This window comes from Streptosporangium sp. NPDC001559 (genome assembly GCF_042893955.1).
GTDB lineage: Bacteria > Actinomycetota > Actinomycetes > Streptosporangiales > Streptosporangiaceae > Streptosporangium.
The window spans coordinates 350449-370653 of the sequence record NZ_JBIAVG010000006.1; the positions used below are offsets into that span (position 1 = coordinate 350449).

The window sequence follows — 20205 nt, forward strand, 5'->3', positions numbered from 1 at the left end:
GGGGATCTCGGCGGAAGGGACGCTTATGCACCGTAGGCGATTCCTCGCGCTCGCGCTGGGGGTCATGGCCGCCGGGGGCTGCGGTGACATGGGCGGCCCCGGCGCGGGGTGGGCGCGCAGACTGACCATCGTCGCGCCGGTCGTCCGCGGGCGGCGCTGGGACCAGGCCGCCCGCGCGCTGGCCGCGATCCTGACCGGGGAGGGAATGGCCGGGGCGGTGGAGGTGAGTGGCGCGGGCGCCCAGGGGATGGCCGCGCTGACCGCGTTCGCCGCCGTCAGGGGCTCCTTCGCGCGCGAGGGCAGGGTGTTCCTGGCGGGCGTGCCGATGCTGGCGGGCGGCGAGACCGCCGACGCGGACTCCGTGCTGGCGGCCTCGACGCCGCTGGCCAGGCTGGCCGGAGACTGGTCCGTCCTGGCCGTCTCCCCGAACTCCCTGCTGCGGACCTTCGAGGACTTCGCCGCGGCGCTGCGCCGCGACCCGGTGCGGCTGGTGGTCGGGGGAGGGGCCGAGGGCGGCTCCGACCACGTGCTCTACGGCATGATCGGCAAGTGTCTCGGCGTCGACGTCAGGCTGATGGAGTACGCGGGCTACCCGACCGAGTCGGAGGCCGTCGAGGCGCTCAACGAGGGGCGGGTGGCCGCGCTTCTCGGCTCGGCGGGCTCCCTCCTGCCGAAGATCGCCACGGGCCGGCTGATGCCGCTCGCGGTCTCCTCGGGGGAGCGGATCGACGGCATCGACGCGCCGACGCTGATGGAGCGGGAGGTGCGCCTTGAGTACGCCGACTGGTGCGGGGTGCTCGGCCCCCGGGCCATGAGCCCCGGCGACCGGGACGAGGCGGTCGCCCTGTGCGACCGGATCGACGCCTCGCCCCGATGGCAGGCCGTGTGCGCGGCCAACGGCTGGCACCGGGCGTACCTGAGCGGTGACGACTTCCGCCAGTGGCTGGTCACAGAGACCCGCCGTACCCGCGCGGTGCTCAACGAGCTCGGGTTGCTGAGCATCCCCGACACAAACTGTTGGGGCGGTTGCGTCAGGCGGCACTAGATGTAGGATCCTGGTCGTCGCTGGTTCGCCCACGAGGGCGAGGCAACAGGGAACCCGGTGAGAGACCGGGACTGCCCCGCAGCGGTGAACGGGAACGAAAGCCGTCAACTGAGCACTGGGTGAACCACGCCCGGGAAGCGACGGCCGGTAGGAGCGCGCGTCACGCCCGTGAGTCCGAAGACCTGCCCGCGGTGTGTGGAGAGGGGACCGATCAGGTCCCCGCTCGGCACGAGAGTTGTCCAGGGCTTCGAGGGAGAGCCGCGGGACGAGGCGGTCCGGCGTGCCCGGGAGCCGCCCGTTGACGCGCGCCCTGCTCCGTGAGCCGTACGGGGATTACCTGCACGAGGGGTGGCACGTGACACAGACCTTGGCCGAGAAGGCGGAGAAGACCGGGCACTCGCCGGACGATCGCAGGCGGGCGATCGAGGAGGCCGCGGCCCGGGTGATCACCGACCCGGAGAACTCCAGGGTCGCCGCCAGGCTGCTGACCGGCCTGATCGCCGAGGAGGCCGCCGAGCACGGCGTCACGACCTTCTCCGAGTCGATCGCCGCGTCCCACGGCGTCGGGCTCCTGCAGGACGGGCTGGCCGCCTTCGTCGCCGCCAACGCCGCCGCCCTCGACGCGCTGGTCGACCCGGCCGCCGACGACCGGTTCGAGTACTTCGGGCTGCGCACCGTCTACGACCGCTACCTGCTGCGCCACCCGAGCACCCGCAAGGTCCTCGAACGCCCCCAGCACTTCCTGCTGCGCGTGGCCTGCGGCCTGTCGGAGACGGTCGAGGAGGCCGCCGAGCTGTACGGGCTCATGGCCACCCTGTCCTACCTGCCCAGTTCGCCCACCCTGTTCAACTCCGGTTCCCGCAGGCCCCAGCTGTCCTCCTGCTTCCTGCTCGACTCGCCGAGGGACGAGCTCGAGGCCATCTACCAGCGCTACGGCCAGGTCGCCCGCCTGTCGAAGTACGCCGGGGGCATCGGCATCGCCTGGACCCGGGTCCGCTCGCGCGGCTCGCTGATCCGCGGCACCAACGGTCACTCGAACGGCATCGTGCCGTGGCTGCGCACCCTCGACTCCAGCGTCGCCGCCGTCAACCAGGGCGGTCGTCGCAAGGGCGCCGCCTGCGTCTACCTGGAGCCCTGGCACGCCGACATCGAGGAGTTCCTCGAACTGCGCGACAACACCGGTGAGGAGGCGCGCCGTACGCACAATCTGAACCTCGCCAACTGGATCCCCGACGAGTTCATGCGGCGGGTCGAGGCCGACGAGATGTGGTCGCTGTTCGACCCCAAGGAGGTCCCGCACCTCACCGACCTGTACGGCGAGGCGTTCGAGGAGGCCTACCGCAGGGCGGAGGCCGAGGGCGGGTTCGTCAGGCAGGTCCCGGCCCGCGCCCTGTACGGCCGCATGATGCGCACGCTCGCCCAGACCGGCAACGGCTGGATGACCTTCAAGGACGCCTCGAACCGGACCTCGAACCAGACGGCCCGCCCGGGCAACGTCATCCACCTGTCGAACCTGTGCACCGAGATCCTGGAGGTCACCAGCGACGCGGAGACCGCCGTCTGCAACCTCGGCTCGATCAACCTGGCGGCCCACCTGACCGTGGACGGTGTGGACTGGGAGCGGCTGCGCCGTACGGCTCGCACCGCGGTCAGGTTCCTGGACAGGACCATCGACCTGGGCTTCTACCCGACACCCGAGGCCCGCGCGGCCAACGAGCGCTGGCGGCCCGTCGGGCTGGGCGTGATGGGGCTGGCCGACGTCTTCTTCGCGCTGCGGCTGCCGTTCGACTCGCCGGGGGCGCTTGAGCTGTCGACCCGGATCGCCGAGGAGATCGCGCTGGCCGCCTACGCCACCTCCAGTGACCTGGCCGCCGAGCGGGGGCGCCATCCCGCCTACGGGGACACCCGCGCCGCCGACGGCGTGCTGCACCCCGACCACTACGGGGCCGCCCGTTCGGCGGAGTGGACGGCGCTCAGGGAGCGGATCGCCGTGACCGGCCTGCGCAACTCGCTGATGATCGCGATCGCCCCCACGGCCACCATCGCCTCCATCGCGGGCTGCTACGAGTGCATCGAGCCCCAGGTGTCGAACGTCTTCAAGCGCGAGACCCTCTCCGGGGAGTTCCTCCAGGTCAACCGCTATCTGGTCGCCGACCTCACGGCCCGGGGCCTGTGGACCCCGCAGATCAGGGACGCGATCAAGCGGGCGGACGGCTCGATCCAGGACGTCCCGGGCATCCCCGACGACCTCAGGACGCTCTACCGGACCGCGTGGGAGCTGCCGCAGAAGGCGCTGATCGACCTGGCCGCGGCGCGCGCGCCGTACATCGACCAGTCGCAGTCGCTCAACCTGTTCATGGCGACCCCGACCATCGGCAAGCTCTCCTCGATGTACGCCTACGCCTGGCGCTCGGGCCTGAAGACCACCTACTACCTGCGTTCCCGCCCGGCCACCCGCATCGCGCAGACCACCGTTTCAGCCGCGGCGGCCGTCGCCGGAACCGAGCAGGACGTGATCGCCTGCTCGCTGGAGAACCCCGAGTACTGCGACGCCTGCCAGTAGGCCCCGTGACCCAAGCCGAAAGGTCATTCTCCGAATGCTGCTCGACCCCGGTATGAACCTCACCCTGCGTCCCATGCGCTACCCGGACTTCTACGAACGCTACCGGGCGGCCATCCGCAACACCTGGACCGTCGAGGAGGTGGACCTCAACTCCGACGTGGCGGACCTGGCCAGGATGACACCGGAGGAACGCCACCTGATCAACCGTCTCGTCGCGTTCTTCGCGACCGGTGACTCGATCGTGGCCAACAACCTGGTGCTCAACCTCTACCAGCACGTCAACGCCCCCGAGGCGCGCCTGTACCTCAGCAGGCAGCTCTACGAGGAGGCGGTGCACGTCCAGTTCTACCTGACCCTGCTCGACACCTACCTGCCCGACCATGAGGAGCGGGCCAGGGCCTTCGCCGCGATCGAGCACATCCCCTCGATCAGGGACAAGGCCGAGTTCTGCTTCCGGTGGATCGACTCGCTCGGCGGGCTGACCAGCCTGCAGACGAGGGACGACCGGCGGGCGTTCCTGCTCAACCTGATCTGTTTCGCCGCGTGCATCGAGGGCCTGTTCTTCTACGGGGCCTTCGCCTACGTCTACTGGTTCCGCTCGCGGGGCCTGCTCGGCGGCCTGGCCACCGGGACCAACTGGGTCTTCCGCGACGAGTCCATGCACATGGAGTTCGCCTTCTCCGTGGTGGACACCGTACGGGCCGAGGAACCCGGCCTGTTCGACGACGAGCTCGGCGCCCAGGTCACCCGGATGCTCGAGGAGGCGGTGGCGGCGGAGCTGGCCTTCGCCGAGGACCTGTGCGGCGAGGGCCGGTCCGGGATGGACCCCGACCAGATGAGGCAGTACCTCGAATACGTGGCCGACCAGCGGCTGACCCGGCTCCGGCTGCCCGTCCGGTACGGCACCGCCAACCCCTTCGCGTTCATGGAGCTGCAGGACGTCCAGGAGCTCGCGAACTTCTTCGAGCGGAGAGTTTCGGCCTATCAGATAGCAGTTGAGGGAACTGTCGCTTTTGACGAGGCCTTCTGAATAGGCCGCGCGTCCCGGGGCATCGACCCGGCAAGCGACCGTCAGGGGGGAAGAGCGTCCGTGTCCAGATGGATCATCCTGATCGCCTCGATGCTGGCCGCCGTCGCCTGCGTGGAGATGGTACGGCGGGCACTGCGCTGGAGGCTGATCGGCGAGCGGTGGGTCCTGGCCGGGCCGCTCGTGCGCCGCTGTACCTGGCCCGCCTTCGCCCTGGCGGTCGTGGCGACCGCCAACACGCTCTACCTTCCCGGCATGGCCAGGGGGACGGTCGACGACGCGATCGAGCGGACGATCACCCTTTTCATGATCGGATGCGTCACCTGGCTGGCCATCCAGGCCGCCTACGCGGTCACCGACGTGGTCCTCGACCGCCTGGTCAGCGTCGAGGGGGAGCGCAACCGGCGGGCCAGGAGGATCCGCACCCAGATCTCCCTGGTCCGCCGGGTCGCCTCAGCGGTGGTCGTCCTGGTGGCGCTGGGCGCCATGCTGTTCACCTTCCCGCAGGTGCGCGCGCTCGGCGCCGGACTGCTCGCCTCGGCGGGCATCGCGGGCGTCGTCGTCGGCATCGCCGCCCAGTCGATGCTGGGCAACCTGCTGGCCGGCCTGCAACTGGTCTTCAGCGACGCGCTCAGACTCGACGACGTGGTGGTCGTGCAGGGGGAGTGGGGGCGGATCGAGGAGCTCAGCCTCACCTACGTGGTGCTGCGCCTGTGGGACGAACGCAGGCTGGTGCTCCCGGTCTCCTACTTCACCACCAACCCGTTCGAGAACTGGACCAGGCACACCAGCCGGGTGATCGGCGCGGTGATGCTCAGGATCGACTGGACCGTCCCCGTCGAGGAACTGCGCGTCGAGCTCTACCGGGCCCTGCGCGAGCATCCGCTGTGGGACCAGAAGGACTGGACCCTCCAGGTCACCGACACCCTGCCGAACGGGCTGCTCGAAGTGCGGGCGCTGATGAGCGCCGCCGACTCGCCGAGCGCCTTCGACCTCAAGTGCGACATGCGCGAGCACCTGGTGAGATACGTCAGGGAGAAGTACCCGGAGGCGCTGCCCAGGCTCAGGGTGGACATGGCGTGACCCCGGGCCCGGCCCGGTCAGGACGGTGGCTCAGGAGGGTGGGCTCAGGACGACGGGCCGGGGCGCAGCACCCGGGCCGCGCCCGCGATCAGGGCGGTGGCCAGGATCCAGCCCGAGGCGATCAGCGTCCAGGCCAGCCACCGCGTCCAGCCGGTCGGGTCCCACGCCCCCCGCTGCTCGAAGACGCTCACCGGAGCCAGCAGGTCCAGCGTGTAGACGAACGGCTGGAAGACCCTGATCTCCTCCGGGTCGATCTGCGTCGGGGGGACCGCGGCGAAGACCCCGGTGCCCGCGGCCAGCAGCACCGCGACCCACAGCCCGGCGAGCCAGGGGCGGTAGCCGTACCCGACGACGAGGTCGAGCAGCCTGCCCCAGATCCGGCCCGCGGGCCTGAGCGTACGGCGGCGCCGCCGCTGCTTGGCCAGCAGCACCCGCCGGGCGTCCTGCTCGTGGCCGATCCGGCGGAACCACGCCGCCAGTTGCTCGTACGGCTGCGGCCGGTAGCCGTAGGAGTCCTTGTCCACCCAGACCAGGCGGTCGTTGACGCTCCAGGCCGAGCCGCGCAGCGCCTCGTAGACGAGCCCGTTGAGATACACCGCGCCCGGATAGTCCGCCGGGGTGTCGAGCAGCACGCCGATACGGGAGTAGGCGAGGTTGACCTCGCCCTCGATGGAGTCGGGCCGCAGGATCAGCTCGTCCATCTGGGCGTGACTCAGGTGCAGCACCCGGCCGGGAGCCCGCAGCGTCGCCCCGTCGAAGGACAGGACGCCGTTGACGCGCGAGTTGCGCATCCTGATCGTGCCGGTCGCCTGGAAACCACGGCTCAGCTCGGCGGCCCCCGCCTCCATGAAGTCGGCCTGGATCGCGTAGGGGCCCGTCGCGGTGATGACAGACCGCTGCAGGTAGACGCCACCCCGGAACTTCGCGCCGATGATCCGCAGGCCGCCGTTGACCCGCATGTCCCGCATGAACGTCCCGCCCTCGACGGTCATGCCGCCCGCCCACAGCGCCCACTGCCCGTGGCGGTGACCCCGCTCCCTGAGCTCCTCCTCCGACATCCTCCTGCGCACGTCCCGGACCGCGTTGTCGGACGCCTCGGTGGTCTCCTCGGCGCTCACCCGTAGTCCCGCGAACCGGACCTGTCCCTTGACCTGGGCGTTGTCCAGCCGGATACCGCCGTGGACGGTCGAGCCGTCGAAGTCGAGCATGGCGTTGACCGTGCACCCGGCCGCCCTGATCCGCGCTATCTCGCACCCGCGCAGCCGTACGCCGACGGCGACCGTGTCGGTCATGGAGACGCCCCCGGGCAGATAGCAGTTGACCATGTGCAGCTTGCCGGTCAGCGTGGCGTCGGAGAGGTCGAGCACACCCGTGACGTGGGCGCCCGCCAGCCGCAGCCCGGGGCTCCTGCCCGGCTCCGGCTGCCGCGCACCCCGCAGCAGCGCCGCGACGACCTCCGCCCTGACCGTCCGTTCCGGTCCCCATTCGGGGCCGTTGGCAGGGTCGTCGGCCTGGTCGTCCCCGCTGCGCAGATCGACCCAGGAACCCGAGGGGTAGGCGTCCCAGACGCGGCGCTCGGCGGAGTTCATCCTCGGGAAGGGGGGCTTCAGCCGCATCCGGCCTCTCAGGTTCGGGGGTGCCTCGGCGCTGTGTGAAATGTCCAGGAAGAATCTATCTCGTGGAGATCTTTAATGGTTTCGAATTGTCCGTCGACGGCGATGTCGCGACCCTGCGGATCAACCGTCCCGCCAAGCGCAACGCGATGACCGCGGCGATGTGGCGGGCGCTGCCCACGATCCTGGCGTCGCCGGCCGCCGATCCGGCCGTGCGCGTCCTCGTCCTCACCGGCGCGGGCGGCACCTTCTGCTCGGGGGCGGACATCTCCGAGATCGCCGGGCTGGCCGAGGCGGGCGACGACACCGGCCTGACCGTCGTCGCCGAGGAGGCCCTGGCGGGCTTCCCCAAACCGACGATCGCGATGATCGAGGGCTTCTGCGTGGGCGGGGGCTGCCAGCTCGCCATGGCCTGCGACCTGCGCCTGGCCGCCGACGACGCCCGTTTCGGGATCACCCCGGCCAGGCTCGGCGTCGTCTACCCGCTGAGCGCGACCCGCCGCCTGGTCGGCCTCGTCGGCCCCTCGGCCGCCAAGCTCCTGCTCTACTCGGCCGATCTCGTCGACGCCGCGACCGCGCTGCGCACCGGCCTGGTCGACGAGGTCCACCCGCCCCGCGGACTTCAGGAACGCGTGTACGGCCTGGCACGCACCTTCGCGGGGCGCTCCCAGCTCACCCTGGCCGCCACGAAGGAGATCATCGGCGACATCGTCGAGGGAGGCGACGCCGAGACACGCGTGCGCGACTGGCAGCGGCGCTCCGGCGCGGAACGGGCCGAGGGGATCGCCGCCTTCCTGGAGGGAAGGCCCGCCCGCTTCCCGTGGCGCCGGTGACCCTCGCTCACTCCGGGGACATGACCTCGTAGAGGTGGCCGTTCTCGTCCCTGAAGAACAGCCCGCGAGGGCAGAGCGGATGGTCGACGCGGCCGTTGTCCGGGGCGTCGGGGCGGCTGCCGTACGGCACGCCTCCGGCACGCAGCCGGGCCAGGACGCCGTCGAAGGTCGCCGGGTCCACCTCGAAGGCGAGGTGGACCGCGTGGGGCTCCTCGACCGTCATGTAGTCGAGGGTGAGGGAGCCGTTGACCCGCACCGGGGCGAAGTGGCCGCGCGATCCCATGGGCGGCAGGCACTCCAGCCCCATGACGTCGGCGAGGAAGCGGGCGGCCCGTCCGTTGTCCGCGGCGGGGACGATGGTGTGGTTCAGGGTGACGGTCATGACTGTCCTTTCGCCTCGGTCACTTAAGGATTCCGTGGACGAACACGTCCACGATCTCGGCGACGCTCGGTTCGACGTCGGCGGCCGAACCGCGGGCGCCGGCGAACGTCAGGCTGAGGAAGAGCGCCGCCAGCCGCTCAGGGGGCAGCCTCAGCCGGTCGCCCTCGGGTTCGAACAGCTCGGTCAGGGCGTCGCGGGTCGCCTTGAACGAGGCGGCGCGGCCGGACGGGGCTCCGGCCCCCTCCTCCTGCGTGTGGGATCCGCGTGAGCGGCGCCCCGAGGCGTGCAGGGCGCCCAGGACCGTGCCGATCCGCGCCATGTGCGCCCGCATGGCCTCTGCCGCCTCGGTCAGCCGCTCGGTCAGCGGCTGGTCGAGGGGGACGGAGGCGAGCTGTTCGAGCACGTGGTCGGGGCGCAGCACCTCCACGACACAGGCGTCGAGCAGCTCCTCCTTGTCGGTGAAGGCTCTGAAGACGGTGGCCTCGCCGATCCCGGCCGCCCTGGCGATCTGCGCGGTGGTGACGGCGGAGCCGTGCTCCGCGACGAGGGGGAGCGCGGCCATGACGATCATCTCCCGGCGGCGTTCCTGGCTCATGCCCGGAGCACGCCGCCGGGCCGGGGCGGGTGTCGCGTTCTCTTTGGGTCTCATGCCTCCCATGATGCGGAGTGAGTACTCACTCCGTCAACGGAAATATTGAGACCCCTGGCACGGGGTGCCCAGAAATATGTTCTTTTCGCAGGTCAGAACATCGGGGAAAAGAGGAAGGTTCTTCGGCGAAGTGGCCGCGCGACGCCCCGGGAGGGACCAAGCTGAGACCCGCGAGAACTCACCCCTCGCGTTCCCACTCTCGCCGGCGTGGCCTGACTACGCTGGACTACGACGTACGGAGCCCCCCATGCTCACCCCCACCATCGAGGACCGGGTCACCCGCCTGGAGGAGGATTTCATCGTGCTCGGCACCAGATGCGGACAGCAGGCCTCGGTGCGGGCCTACGAGGCGCTGACACCCGTCTACACGAAGCTCGACGTGCTGACCGACCGGGTCGACCTGCTGGCCGACGGGCTCAAGCAGGTCGGACGGCGCGTCGAGCGGGTCGAGCGGCGGGTCGAGCAGGTCAACGCCAAGGTGGACCTGCTCCGCGACGAGGTGCGCGAGCGCTTCGACGCCGTCGACCGGCGCTTCACCGCGATCGACGAGCGGTTCGTCGCGATCGACGGGCGCTTCGCCGCGATCGATGAGCGCTTCGCGACCATCGACGGGCGTCTCGACGCCATCGACAAGAGGTTCGAGGCCGTTGACGAGCGTTTCGAGGCCATGGACCGGCGCTTCGTCGCGATCGATGAGCGGTTCGACGCCGTCGAGCGGCGTTTCGAGGCCATGGACAAGAGGTTCGAGGCCCTCGACGGGCGTCTTGACGTGATGGACCGGCGCTTCGACCGGCTTGAGGGGCGGATGGACGAGATGGCCGCGACCAGCGCCGCCATGTTCCAGGCCATCCTCGACCGGCTCCCCGCCGGGGCCTGACCGAAGGACCGTCCCGCGCGCCGTCCGACGGCGCGCGGACGCTAACGTTCGATGACCTCGTTCTTGCCGATGACCACGATGCCGTTCTGGGTCACCGCGAAGCGGCTGCGGTCGTATTCGAGGTCGAAGCCGATCCTGGCGCCGTCCGGGATGACCACGTTCTTGTCGATGATGGCCTTGCGGACGACGGCGCCCCGCCCGACCTTCACGTTGCCCATCAGCACCGAGTCCTCGACCCTGGAGTGGGAGTGCATCACCACGCCGGGGGACAGGACGGAGCGCTCGGCGAGGCCGCCGGAGACGATCACACCGGCGGAGACGAGCGAGTCGACGGCCCGCCCGATCCGGTCGCCGTCGTTGTGCACGAACTTGGCCGGGGGCAGCGGGTCGTGGCCGGTGTAGATCGGCCACTGGGCGTTGTAGAGGTTGAAGACCGGGTGCGCCGAGATGAGGTCCATGTGGGCCTCGTAGTAGGCGTCCAGGGTCCCCACGTCCCGCCAGTAGCCCTTGTCCCGGTCGGTCGAACCGGGCACGACGTTGTCGGCGAAGTCGTAGACCTCGGCGCTGCCCGACTTCACCATCATCGGGATGATGTTCCCGCCCAGGTCGTGTTTGCTGGTGGGGTCGAGCGCGTCCTCCCGCAGCGCGTCGAGCATCGCCTGGGTCCTGAAGACGTAGTTGCCCATCGAGGCGTACACCTGGTCGGGCGCGTCGGGAAGGCCGACGGCGTCCTTGGGCTTCTCCCGGAAGGCGACGATCTTCCGTCCCGCCGGGTCCGTCTCGATCACGCCGAACTGGTCGGCCAGTGAGAGGGGCTGCCTGATCGCGGCGACCGTCACCTCCGCGCCGGAGTCGACGTGCTGGGCCACCATCTGGCGAGGGTCCATCCGGTAGATGTGGTCGGCGCCGAACACGATGACGTGCTCGGGCATCTCGTCGTAGACCAGGTTCAGGTTCTGGAACAGCGCGTCGGCGGAGCCGGAGAACCAGTGCGGGCCGAGGCGTTGCTGGGCCGGCACCGGGGTCACGTAGTTGCCCAGCATGGACGTCAGCCGCCAGGTCTGGGAGATGTGCCGGTCGAGACTGTGGTTCTTGTACTGCGTCAGCACCACGATCTGCAGGTAGTTGCCATTGGCCAGGTTCGACAGGACGAAGTCGACGAGCCGATATATCCCCCCGAAAGGTACTGCGGGCTTGGCCCGGTCAGCCGTCAACGGCATCAGCCGTTTGCCTTCACCACCGGCGAGCACGATCGCGAGGACTCTCATATGCAGGACCCTAACCTGACGCACTGGGATGAAACACTAGGGTGATCGCATGCGCGTTGATCTGCTGAGCCGTGAGTATCCGCCCGAGGTGTACGGCGGGGCGGGGGTTCACGTCGAGTACCTCGCCCGTGAACTGCGCCGGCTTGCGGACGTCCGCGTCCGGTGTTTCGGTCCGCCACGTCCCGAGGAGGGGGTCACGGGTTACCGGGTCCCCGAGGGGCTCCAGGAGGCCAACGCCGCGCTGCGGGTGCTCGGTGTCGACCTGGAGATGGCGGCGGGCTGCGCGGGCGCCGACCTGGTGCACAGCCACACGTGGTACGCCAACTTCGCCGGTCACGTCGCCAAGATGCTGTACGGCACGCCGCATGTGGTCACCACGCACAGCCTGGAGCCGCTGCGCCCGTGGAAGGCGGAGCAGCTCGGCGGCGGCTACACGCTGTCGTCGTGGGCCGAGCGCGGCGCGCTGGCGACCGCGGACGCGGTCATCGCCGTCTCCGAGGGGATGCGCCGTGACGTGCTGGCCTGCTACCCGGAGATCCCGCCGGAGCGGGTCAGCGTGATCCACAACGGGATCGACACCGGCGAGTACGCCCCGGACCACGGCGTCGACGTGCTGGCCCGGCACGGGATCGACCCGGGCAGGCCGTACGTGGTCTTCGTCGGGCGGATCACCAGGCAGAAGGGGCTGGTCCACCTGCTCCACGCGGCCAGGGACTTCGACCCGGGGGCGCAGCTCGTGCTGTGCGCGGGCGCGCCTGACACCCCGGAGATCGCCGAGGAGGTCGCCGGGCTGGTGCGGGGGCTCGAACAGGAGCGGGAGGGCGTCGTGTGGATCTCGGAGATGCTGCCGCGTCCCGAGGTGATCCAGATCCTCACCCACGCCACGGTCTTCGTCTGCCCGTCGGTCTACGAGCCGATGGGCATCGTCAACCTGGAGGCCATGGCCTGCGAGACCGCCGTCGTCGCCACCGCGACCGGGGGCATCCCCGAGGTGGTCGCCGACGGTTCGACCGGCCTGCTGGTCCCGATCGCGCAGTCGGCCGCAGACGGCACCCCCGACGACCCCGAGCGGTTCGCCGCAGACCTCGCCGAACGGGTCAACCGGCTGCTCGCCGACCCCGCGCTGGCCGCCGAGCTGGGGGCCGCCGGGCGGGTCAGGGCCGTCGAGCACTTCTCCTGGCCCAGGATCGCCGAGCGGACCATGGATCTGTACCGCTCGCTCACCCGTCCCTGACCGCCGGCGCGCCGGGGGCTCAGGATCCGGTGATGAAGTGCAGGATCACGTTGTGCGCGTGGTGGGCCTTCCCGTCGCCGCGGAACTCGACCTCGTAGGTGTGGGTTCCCACGTGGACGGCGATGGCCCCGGAGGAGAAGAACGATCCGGCGAAGGACCGGTTGCTCACCACGCTCACCGCGGAGATCCTGGCATAGGGGATGCTGGTGAGGGCCATCCGCTTGCCGACGAAGGACTTGTCCTGCACGATCACCCGTTTGTCGGTCAGCCCGAGAAAACCGGTGCCGGTGCCGATCGCGTCGTAGACGGCGATGATCTGTTCCCCCGGCAGCAGGCCGCTCTCGATCTGCTGCAGTTGTTCCTTCCGGTCATAGGCGATCTTCGTCATCGGACTCCCGTTCCGTGGGGATGCGTCGTCCGGAGAAACGGATGGGACCGGGAGGGCGGTTCCATCGGTCGGTAAGGTCGGGGCCGTGAAATTTCAGATGAGGATCACCGACCGCCACGGCGGTGTCAGCGCGGAGCCGTACCACGGCCGCAATCTCGGCGGCCTGTGCGGCGACGCCCCGGAGGCGGTGGCCGCCAACCGGGCCACGACGGCCGCGGAGTTCGGCCTCGAACGGGTCGTGTTCATGCGGCAGGTGCACAGCGCCGACGTCCGTCACGTGACCGAGCCCTTCGGAGACGATCCGCCGCCGCTGGACGGCGTGTGCACCGACGTTCCCGGCCTCGGCCTGGCGGCGTTGTGCGCGGACTGCGCCCCCGTCCTGCTGGCCGACCCGGTGGCGGGGCTGGTCGGGGCCGCGCACTCGGGCAGGGTCGGCACCGTTCTCGGCGTCGTCCCGGCCCTGGTCGAGGAGATGGTCCGGCGGGGCGCCGATCCGGCGCGGATGACCGCTCTGATCGGCCCGATGGCCTGCGGCAGCTGCTACGAGGTGCCCGCGGCCCTGCGCGCCGAGGTCGCGGCCGTGCTGCCCGAGGCGTGGTCGATCACACGCGACGACACCCCCGCCCTCGACCTGCGTGCCGCGATCAACTCCCAGCTGGGCAAGGCCGGGGTGCGTGAGGTCACCCACGACACCCGCTGCACCATCGAGACCGAGGACCTGTTCTCCCACCGCAGGGACGGGAGGACCGGCCGCTTCGCCGGCTACGTCTGGCTGGAGCCCTGACCCGAGGGGAGAGGGCCCCGGCGTCAGCCCGCGGCCAGGACGCTTCCGTAGGCGCGGGCGGCGAGATCGGCGATGAGGCCGTGCGCGCCCAGCGGGGCGGCGCATTCGGCGTCGATTCGCGCGGCGGTGGCGTTGGCGAGGTCCGCGTCGGCCTCGGGGCCGATGAGGCAGGGGGACAGCGCGATCCGCTGCGCGCCGATCCCGCGCAACCGTGTCGCGGCGTCCGCGGCGTCGGGGGCGCTGTCCAGCGAGGCGACCAGGACGGGCAGCGTCAGCCGGGAGGCCAGCAGCACAGCGGTCGGCTGTGCCTCGGCCGCCGCGGCCTCCCCGCCGACCGTGGCCAGGATGACCGCGTCGACCGGGCTGGACACGTTGAGCAGCCGCATCCGGTCGGCCCTGGCGAGGTCCCGCTCCGCGAGGCGGATGTGCAGCGCCTCCGCCAGCAGCGGGTGCGGCCCCAACGGCTCGGTGACGGTGACCGTGACCCCGCTCGCCGCGACCGCCCCGGCGATCAGCGGGTCGGCGACCGGGTGCGGACCGGTCAGCAGCGGAACCACGACGGCGGCGGTGCCGTCCTGCGGCCGTTCCCGGCCGGAGGCCTCCAGCGCGGCGACCAGCTCCTTGCCGTCCTCGCCGAGACCGACGAGACGGACCTCGATCTGCGGGTTGTCCCCTCGGATCAGGGCGGTCAGTTCGGCGGCGACACCGGAGCCGTCACCGAGCGTGGTCAGCACCAGCGCGGGTGCCTCCGGCGGAAGGTGGGAGGGCACGGGTCTGCGGTGCCTGCCTGACGGCCGCACGGCGCGCCCGCGTACGGGGAGGATGGAACTCTCACTCACATGCGCGGACTCTAGGCCCATTTCACGCTTTCCGTCGGCGAAAAAGGCGGCAATTCCGTCACGACATTTCCGAGGGCGGAGGAACACGCCGTTCGACCGTTCCAAGTTCGCTGAGCAGCGCCTGACTGCGTTCCGCCCAGTGGGCCAGACCGAGCGCGCGGTGGGCGGCGACGGCCGCTCGGGCGTGTTCCCGCGCCGCCTCGGTACGGCCGAGCCGCGCGGCCAGCCCGGCCAGCACATGGTGGGTCGAGCCCCACGCGACACAGCCCGTGCCCGCCACGACCAGCTGGTCGGCCCAGGGCAGGAGCGCCTCGTAGAGCGGCCCGGGCTCCGGCACGCCGATCCCGGCGGAGACGGCCCCCCAGACGGGCAGCAGGAAGTCGGCGATCCAGTCCCGTCCGACCTCGGTGCCCCAGCGCTCGGCCAGCTCCCGCGCCAGGTCCGGCCTGCCCGCCTCGACCGCGGCCAGCACGGCGACCGGGCGCAACGGGACCATCGGCGCCCGCTCCGCCGCCTCGACCAGCTCGCCGAGCACGAGCAGCGGTCGTCCCCGCCCGCTCTCGCAGACGAACCTCGTCAGCAGCCTGCGGAACTCGGCGCCCTGCCACAGGCTGGAGCCGTACCGGACGTCGTCGAAGGCGCCGATGAGCGCCTCGGCGTCCGCCCAGCGTCCCTCCAACGTGCACCTGGCGGTCTCGGCGATGCGCACCATCGCCTCAAGCTCGGGACGGCGCACCTCGTCGAGGAGTTCCTCGCAACGGGCCAGGTCGCGGTCCCAGGCCGCCAGGTCGCCCGCGCGCAGCAGGCAGGCCATCCGCAGCACCCGCGCCACGAGCTCGGCGGCCTTGGTCAGCCCCGGTACGGCCAGCATCTCCCCGGCCACGGCGAGCCGTTCGGCGTTGCGCCCGGGGACCCAGCTGACCAGCAGGTGGTTGTTCAGGGTGCGGGCGAGCAGCCCGGGGTCGCCCAGGGTGCGGGCGATCTCCACCGCCCGCGTGGCGTGCAGCTCGCCCTCGGCGCGCCGGGGCCCGTAGTACAGCTCCATGCCCAGTGTGCCCAGCAGCGCGGCCCGGTCGTGCTCGGTGAGCGGCCCGTCGAGCAGGTCCTCCAGGACGGAGATCATCCGCTCGTCGACCACGCCGTACGGCCGCCAGTTCCACACGGCGAGCCCGCCGAAGACGGTGACCGCCGAGACCAGCGCGGCGCGGTCGCCGGTGCGCAGGGCCAGGCCGATCGCCTCCTCCAGGTCGTCGAAGGCACCCTCGGCGTCCCCCACGGTACGGCGGGCCTGCCCAAGTTCGGTCAGCACCGCGCACCGGCCCGCCTCGTCGCCGGGGGGAAGACAGGACAGCGCCAGCTCCCACAGCTCGACGGCCTCGGCGTAGGCGAGCCGCTCCACGGCCTGCCGCGCCGCGTGCCCCGCGTGTTCGACGGCCCCGGCCGCCCCGCCGACCGAGGAGGCGGCGGCGAAGTGGTGGGCCAGCCGTACCGGCTCGGCGCCCGGTGTCCGTTCGAGGCAGCGGCCGATCCTCAGGTGCAGCCGGGCGAGCGCGAGGCGGCTCAGGTCCGAGCAGAGCGCGTCACGCACCAGGGCGTGGGAGAAGCGGTAGTCGAGGCCGCCGGGCACCTCGGCCAGCAGCCCGGTCGCCACCGCGGGCTCGAGCAGGGACATCACCTCCTCGACCGGGACGTCCGTCACGGCTTCGAGCAGGCCCGCCTCCACGTCGCGCCCGGCGACCGCGGCGACGCCGAGTAACTCCCGCGTCCGTTCGGGGAGCCTGGCGACGCGCCGGCCGATGACGTCGCGCGCCCCGGGCGGCAGGGCGGAGGACAGTCCCCGCTCGCTCTGCCTGAGGCGCACCAGCTCGCCCAGGTAGAAGGGGTTGCCCCCGCTGCGTTCCAGCAGCGCGGCGGCCAGGCCGGGGGTCTCCTCGACCCGGTGCCGCCGCAGGTAGGCCGAGACCTCCTCGGCGCCGAACGGCGTCAGCTCGATCCGCTCCGTCGCCGGCTGCCCGGCCAGCGCGCCGAGCGTGTCGCGCAGCTGCCTGGGATGCTCGCCGGGCTCCGGGCGCAGCGTGGCCAGCACCAGCACGGGGCGCCGGGCCAGCTCGCCCGCGACGAAGCCGAGCAGCCGCAGTGAGGAGACGTCGGCCCAGTGCAGGTCGTCGAGGATCACGAGCAGCGGGCCGCCGGCTCCGGCCAGCGCGGAGACGACCGACTCGTACAGCTCGAACAGCGCGGCGTCGGGGTCGGACCCGCCCGCGAGGCCGCCGGGCGGCCAGGACCCGGCACCGCACTCCCGCAGCACCTGCCGCCAGGGCCAGAAGGCGGGTGCTCCGCCGTCCAGGCAGCGTCCCCAGGCCACCGTGAAGCCCCGTGCCTCGGCCTCCTCGGCGGCGGCCTGGGCGAGCCTGGTCTTGCCGATCCCGGCCTCCCCGGTGACCAGCAGCACGCCGCCGGTGCCGCGCCGTACCGAGGCCAGCCGTTCCCCGACGGACCGGAGCTGGGCGGAGCGCGCGACCAGCTCCTCGCCCGCGGCGGGTGCGACGGCCCGCACGACCACGGGCGGCGCGGGGGCCTCCAGTTCGGGGGCGTGCCCGAGCACCGCCTCCTCAAGGCGCCTGAGCCGGGGGCCCGGGTCGATGCCGAGGTCCTCGGCGAGCCGTCGTCTGGCCCTGCGCAGCGCGCCGAGCGCGTCGGCCTGCCTGTCCGCGCGGTACAGGGCGAGCGCGAGCAGCCTCCACGACCGTTCCCGGTAGGGGAACTCCTCGGTCAGCGCCTCCAGGGCGGGTACGTGCGCGGCGTCCTCGCCCAGGGCGAGCAGCGCCTCGAAGCGGTCCTCGACGGCCGTGGCCCGGATCTCGGTGAGCCGGGCGACCGGGGGCCTGGCGAAGGCCAGTTCGGCGAACTCCCCGAGCGGTTCGCCCCGCCACAGGGAGAGCGCCCGGTCGAGCGTCTCGCGGGCCTCGGTGTGGTCTCCCCGGGTGAGCGCGCGGGCGCCGTCCTGCGCCCAGGCGGTGAAGCGTGTCAGGTCGACCTGCCCGGGGGCGACGGCCAGCAGGTAGCCGGGCTCACGGGTGAGCAGCACCGAGGGCGGGGTGCGAGGTCTGCGGCCGGGTTCGAGCACCTTGCGAAGGTGCGAGACGTAGGCCTGGAGGGTGCCCGTCGCCCCGGAGGGGGCCTCGCCGGCCCACAGCTCGTCGATCAGCCGGTCGAGCGGGATCACCCGGCCGGGGTCGAGGGCCAGCATCGCCAGTACGGCGCGCTCCTTGCGGGTGCCCAGACCGAGCGGCCGGTCTGAGGCGTCGCGGACCTCCATGGCGCCGAACAGGCGAAAGGTCAGCCCTGTTGTCATTTGCCCTCGTATGTCGGCTGTGGTGGTTCGCCACACCCTACGCTCAGAGAGGGGTCAGACGTCCCGGTAGCCCTCCCACTCGTCCTCGATCGCCGAGTGGACGACGGAGTCGCGCCAGGTGCCGCGGGCCCGCACGTGATGCCTGATCCTGCCCTCCTCGACCATCCCGGCCATCAGCATGGTGAGCTGGGCGGCGGTGTTCGCCGGAGACCTGGCGCCCCAGACACGGTGCAGGCCCAGGTGACGGAAGCCGAAGACCAGCAGCAGCCGGACCAGGTCGGTGCCGATGCCCCTGCCCCAGTGGTCGGGGCGCAGACCCATGCCGATCTCGGCGCTGTGCGGGTGGTCGTGCTCGATGTGCAGTCTTCCGACGCCGATGGTCCGGCCCTCGGCCACGTCGGTCACCGCCAGGACGTACAGCCTGCGTGGTTCCGTCTCCGCGGCCCGCATCGCCTCGGCGACGATCTCCTCGACCTCCTCGCGCGTCCTGGGGTCGAAGGGAAGGTGCTCGGTCGCCGTGGGGTCGCCGTAGACGGCATGCAGCGCGTCCACGTCGTCCACGGTGACCTCTCGCAGCCTGAGCCGCCTGCCCGGTATGTCAACGTGGCGCATGCGCAGACGCTAACGCCTTTCCGAGGTCCGCCGCCAGAGATCATTCCGCACGGCAACTATCCCGCAGGTAACAAATGTCGCGTGCGCCCGGCTCAGTCGTGCTTCGCCGGAGAGAGGGCACGCCAGGGGACCGGGCTGGACAGGACCATCATGCTCGACGGGTGACCGTACGGCGCGAGCCTGTCGATCAGCTCCTCGAAGGCGATCATGGAGGACGCGGCGACCCGGATCAGGCAGCAGGTGTCGCCGGTCACCCGGTGCACCTCCAGGATCTCCGGCCAGGCCAGCGCCTGCTCGTCGCGGAGCACGCAGCGCGGTCCGTAGCACGCCATCCTGATCAGCGCGGCCACCCCCCGCCCGGCCAGCGCCGGATTGACCCGCGCGTGATAACCGGTGATCACTCCTGTCTCCTCAAGGCGCCGCACCCGCTCGGCGACGGCCGGGGCCGACATGTGCACCCGCCGGGCCAGCTCGCTGTAGGACAGCCGCGCGTCGCTCTGCAGCTCCGCCAGGAGTGTCCAGTCCATCGCGTCCACTATCACGCTCCGTTATCCATTAACCGATCGGCTTCGCGACCTTCTGCTCGGAAGGTAGAGGGCGTCGACCACCTTTCTTTATTATCCCGATGCCGGACAATGGTGGTGCACTTCAGAAAAGCCCCTCGCCGGAAGTGTGGGGCGGTGCCTCACCTTTCATATCACATCAGGTGACCAGCCGATTACCTGGAGAATTCCCGTTGCCGCCCGCCGTCCGTCCCCCGGGGGAGCGAGGAGCGCAACGCCAGGGTGAGGGCCGCCAGCGCCGGGTGCGCCGAGGCCCCCCGCCGGAAGGCGATCCGGGTACGGCGACGCGTCGGCAGCTCGGTGAGCCGGACGTTCCCCGGCGGGTCGGCCGCTCCAAGCCCGGGCACGAGCGCGACCCCCTGCCCCGCGGAGACCATCGCGAGCACGGCGGTGAAGTCGTCGATGTGGTGGCGGATCCTGGGGGAGAACCCGGCCGTCTGACAGGCCCGCATGGTCATCTCGTAGCAGAGCGTCCCCGGCTTCGACACGATCCACGGGGCGTCGTGCCGCTCCGCGAGCGAGTCGCCCGCCCGGTCGGAGGCCAGATACATCGGCTCGTCGAGCAGCGGCTCGGTGTCCAGCGTCAGGTCGGGCGCCGCGGGCACGAGGTCGTACTCGTGGATCAGCGCGGCGTCCAGGTCGCCCGACCTGAGCCGGGGGGCGACCTCGGCGGGGTCGATCTCGTCGACCATCGGCTCAAGACGCGGATGGTCGCGGCCGAGCGCGGCCAGGGCCGCGGGCAGGATCGTGCGGGTCGCGACCGGGAAGGCGCCGATCCTGATCGTCCCCGCCAGTCCGGTACGGGCGGTCGCCAGCTCCGCCGCCGCCTGTTCGAGCCGCTCCAGCACGGCCTCGGCGTGCCGTACCAGGGCGGCTCCCGCAGGGGTGAGCGCCACCCGCCTGCCGGTCCGTTCGAGCAGCGCAACACCCGCCTCCCGTTCGAGCGCGGCCAGCTGCTGGGAGACCGCGGACGGGGTGAACATCAGGGCCTCGGCCACCGCGGCGATCGTGCCCCGATGGGAGAGTTCGCGGAGCAGACGGAGACGGCGCACATCGAGCATCAGTTCAGCTTAACGGTTTCTGAAGGAAA

At 71.5% G+C, this 20205-nt stretch carries 18 protein-coding genes and 1 riboswitch; of the genes, 8 read left to right on the forward strand and 10 right to left on the reverse strand.

Features of this window, described 5'->3' with window-relative positions:
• Positions 1 to 25 precede the first annotated feature (25 nt).
• From ACFYY8_RS16705 to ACFYY8_RS16720, 4 genes are all read left to right on the forward strand, one after another.
• Positions 26 to 1045, forward strand: a complete 1020-nt coding sequence (locus ACFYY8_RS16705) for a Bug family tripartite tricarboxylate transporter substrate binding protein (protein ID WP_390041531.1) — start codon at positions 26 to 28, stop codon at positions 1043 to 1045.
• Between the two features lie 4 nt (positions 1046 to 1049).
• A riboswitch (cobalamin riboswitch) is annotated at positions 1050 to 1250 on the forward strand.
• A 150-nt stretch (positions 1251 to 1400) separates the two neighbouring features.
• Positions 1401 to 3608: a ribonucleoside-diphosphate reductase subunit alpha gene (locus tag ACFYY8_RS16710; protein WP_390041533.1), complete on the forward strand. Its 2208-nt coding sequence runs from the start codon at positions 1401 to 1403 to the stop codon at positions 3606 to 3608.
• 34 nt (positions 3609 to 3642) lie between these two features.
• Positions 3643 to 4638, forward strand: coding sequence for a ribonucleotide-diphosphate reductase subunit beta (locus ACFYY8_RS16715; RefSeq protein ID WP_390041535.1), 996 nt, complete (start codon positions 3643 to 3645; stop codon positions 4636 to 4638).
• A gap of 60 nt (positions 4639 to 4698) precedes the next feature.
• Complete coding sequence (locus ACFYY8_RS16720) at positions 4699 to 5718, forward strand: mechanosensitive ion channel family protein (protein WP_390041537.1); 1020 nt, start codon at positions 4699 to 4701, stop codon at positions 5716 to 5718.
• 44 nt (positions 5719 to 5762) lie between these two features.
• Here ACFYY8_RS16720 and ACFYY8_RS16725 read toward each other — a convergent pair whose 3' ends face one another.
• Complete coding sequence (locus ACFYY8_RS16725) at positions 5763 to 7334, reverse strand: hypothetical protein (RefSeq protein WP_390041539.1); 1572 nt, start codon at positions 7332 to 7334, stop codon at positions 5763 to 5765.
• A 62-nt stretch (positions 7335 to 7396) separates the two neighbouring features.
• Here ACFYY8_RS16725 and ACFYY8_RS16730 point away from each other — a divergent pair, with 62 nt between their 5' ends.
• The gene (locus ACFYY8_RS16730; protein WP_390041541.1) at positions 7397 to 8164 is read left to right on the forward strand and encodes an enoyl-CoA hydratase/isomerase family protein; all 768 of its coding nucleotides are present in this window, start codon (positions 7397 to 7399) and stop codon (positions 8162 to 8164) included.
• A gap of 7 nt (positions 8165 to 8171) precedes the next feature.
• On the opposite strand, the gene ACFYY8_RS16735 is transcribed toward ACFYY8_RS16730, so the two are convergent.
• Positions 8172 to 8546, reverse strand: a complete 375-nt coding sequence (locus ACFYY8_RS16735; protein ID WP_390041543.1) for a VOC family protein — start codon at positions 8544 to 8546, stop codon at positions 8172 to 8174.
• 19 nt (positions 8547 to 8565) lie between these two features.
• The gene (locus ACFYY8_RS16740) at positions 8566 to 9195 is read right to left on the reverse strand and encodes a TetR/AcrR family transcriptional regulator (protein WP_390041545.1); all 630 of its coding nucleotides are present in this window, start codon (positions 9193 to 9195) and stop codon (positions 8566 to 8568) included.
• Positions 9196 to 9442: 247 nt separating this feature from the next.
• On the opposite strand from ACFYY8_RS16740, the gene ACFYY8_RS16745 reads away from it, so the two are divergent.
• A complete protein-coding gene (locus ACFYY8_RS16745) occupies positions 9443 to 10072 on the forward strand; it encodes a hypothetical protein (protein ID WP_390041547.1) in 630 nt (209 codons plus the stop codon).
• A 41-nt stretch (positions 10073 to 10113) separates the two neighbouring features.
• Here the strand turns inward: ACFYY8_RS16745 and glgC are convergent, their stop codons facing one another.
• Positions 10114 to 11364: a glucose-1-phosphate adenylyltransferase gene (glgC, locus tag ACFYY8_RS16750; protein WP_390041549.1), complete on the reverse strand. Its 1251-nt coding sequence runs from the start codon at positions 11362 to 11364 to the stop codon at positions 10114 to 10116.
• Positions 11365 to 11389: 25 nt separating this feature from the next.
• Here glgC and glgA point away from each other — a divergent pair, with 25 nt between their 5' ends.
• On the forward strand, positions 11390 to 12574 hold the full coding sequence (gene glgA, locus ACFYY8_RS16755) for a glycogen synthase (RefSeq protein WP_390041551.1): 1185 nt from the start codon (positions 11390 to 11392) through the stop codon (positions 12572 to 12574).
• A 19-nt stretch (positions 12575 to 12593) separates the two neighbouring features.
• Here the strand turns inward: glgA and ACFYY8_RS16760 are convergent, their stop codons facing one another.
• Positions 12594 to 12962 (reverse strand): PH domain-containing protein, encoded by a 369-nt coding sequence (locus ACFYY8_RS16760; protein ID WP_390041553.1) that lies wholly within the window; start codon positions 12960 to 12962, stop codon positions 12594 to 12596.
• A gap of 97 nt (positions 12963 to 13059) precedes the next feature.
• Between ACFYY8_RS16760 and pgeF the strand changes: the two genes are divergently transcribed.
• Positions 13060 to 13746, forward strand: coding sequence for a peptidoglycan editing factor PgeF (gene pgeF / locus ACFYY8_RS16765; RefSeq protein WP_390041663.1), 687 nt, complete (start codon positions 13060 to 13062; stop codon positions 13744 to 13746).
• 23 nt (positions 13747 to 13769) lie between these two features.
• Here pgeF and ACFYY8_RS16770 read toward each other — a convergent pair whose 3' ends face one another.
• The 5 genes from ACFYY8_RS16770 to ACFYY8_RS16790 form a co-directional block, all read right to left on the reverse strand.
• Positions 13770 to 14585, reverse strand: coding sequence for a sirohydrochlorin chelatase (locus ACFYY8_RS16770; RefSeq protein ID WP_390041555.1), 816 nt, complete (start codon positions 14583 to 14585; stop codon positions 13770 to 13772).
• Between the two features lie 58 nt (positions 14586 to 14643).
• Positions 14644 to 17940, reverse strand: a complete 3297-nt coding sequence (locus ACFYY8_RS16775) for a BTAD domain-containing putative transcriptional regulator (RefSeq protein ID WP_390041557.1) — start codon at positions 17938 to 17940, stop codon at positions 14644 to 14646.
• A gap of 54 nt (positions 17941 to 17994) precedes the next feature.
• The gene (locus ACFYY8_RS16780; protein ID WP_352011622.1) at positions 17995 to 18552 is read right to left on the reverse strand and encodes a GNAT family protein; all 558 of its coding nucleotides are present in this window, start codon (positions 18550 to 18552) and stop codon (positions 17995 to 17997) included.
• Positions 18553 to 18644: 92 nt separating this feature from the next.
• Positions 18645 to 19079 (reverse strand): Lrp/AsnC family transcriptional regulator, encoded by a 435-nt coding sequence (locus tag ACFYY8_RS16785; protein WP_390041560.1) that lies wholly within the window; start codon positions 19077 to 19079, stop codon positions 18645 to 18647.
• A 191-nt stretch (positions 19080 to 19270) separates the two neighbouring features.
• Positions 19271 to 20176, reverse strand: a complete 906-nt coding sequence (locus ACFYY8_RS16790; protein WP_390041562.1) for a LysR family transcriptional regulator — start codon at positions 20174 to 20176, stop codon at positions 19271 to 19273.
• Between the last annotated feature and the right edge of the window lie 29 nt (positions 20177 to 20205).

Bases quoted from the DNA above. Each gene is read 5' to 3' on its own strand.
- ACFYY8_RS16740 (WP_390041545.1), bottom strand. From the start codon at position 9,195: ATGAGACCCAAAGAGAACGCGACACCCGCCCCGGCCCGGCGGCGTGCT.
- ACFYY8_RS16775 (WP_390041557.1), bottom strand. From the start codon at position 17,940: ATGACAACAGGGCTGACCTTTCGCCTGTTCGGCGCCATGGAGGTCCGC.
- ACFYY8_RS16725 (WP_390041539.1), bottom strand. From the start codon at position 7,334: ATGCGGCTGAAGCCCCCCTTCCCGAGGATGAACTCCGCCGAGCGCCGC.
- ACFYY8_RS16760 (WP_390041553.1), bottom strand. From the start codon at position 12,962: ATGACGAAGATCGCCTATGACCGGAAGGAACAACTGCAGCAGATCGAG.
- ACFYY8_RS16790 (WP_390041562.1), bottom strand. From the start codon at position 20,176: ATGCTCGATGTGCGCCGTCTCCGTCTGCTCCGCGAACTCTCCCATCGG.
- ACFYY8_RS16780 (WP_352011622.1), bottom strand. From the start codon at position 18,552: ATGCGCCACGTTGACATACCGGGCAGGCGGCTCAGGCTGCGAGAGGTC.
- ACFYY8_RS16785 (WP_390041560.1), bottom strand. From the start codon at position 19,079: ATGGACTGGACACTCCTGGCGGAGCTGCAGAGCGACGCGCGGCTGTCC.
- pgeF (WP_390041663.1), top strand. From the start codon at position 13,060: ATGAGGATCACCGACCGCCACGGCGGTGTCAGCGCGGAGCCGTACCAC.
- ACFYY8_RS16745 (WP_390041547.1), top strand. From the start codon at position 9,443: ATGCTCACCCCCACCATCGAGGACCGGGTCACCCGCCTGGAGGAGGAT.
- glgA (WP_390041551.1), top strand. From the start codon at position 11,390: ATGCGCGTTGATCTGCTGAGCCGTGAGTATCCGCCCGAGGTGTACGGC.
- ACFYY8_RS16705 (WP_390041531.1), top strand. From the start codon at position 26: ATGCACCGTAGGCGATTCCTCGCGCTCGCGCTGGGGGTCATGGCCGCC.
- ACFYY8_RS16735 (WP_390041543.1), bottom strand. From the start codon at position 8,546: ATGACCGTCACCCTGAACCACACCATCGTCCCCGCCGCGGACAACGGA.
- ACFYY8_RS16715 (WP_390041535.1), top strand. From the start codon at position 3,643: ATGCTGCTCGACCCCGGTATGAACCTCACCCTGCGTCCCATGCGCTAC.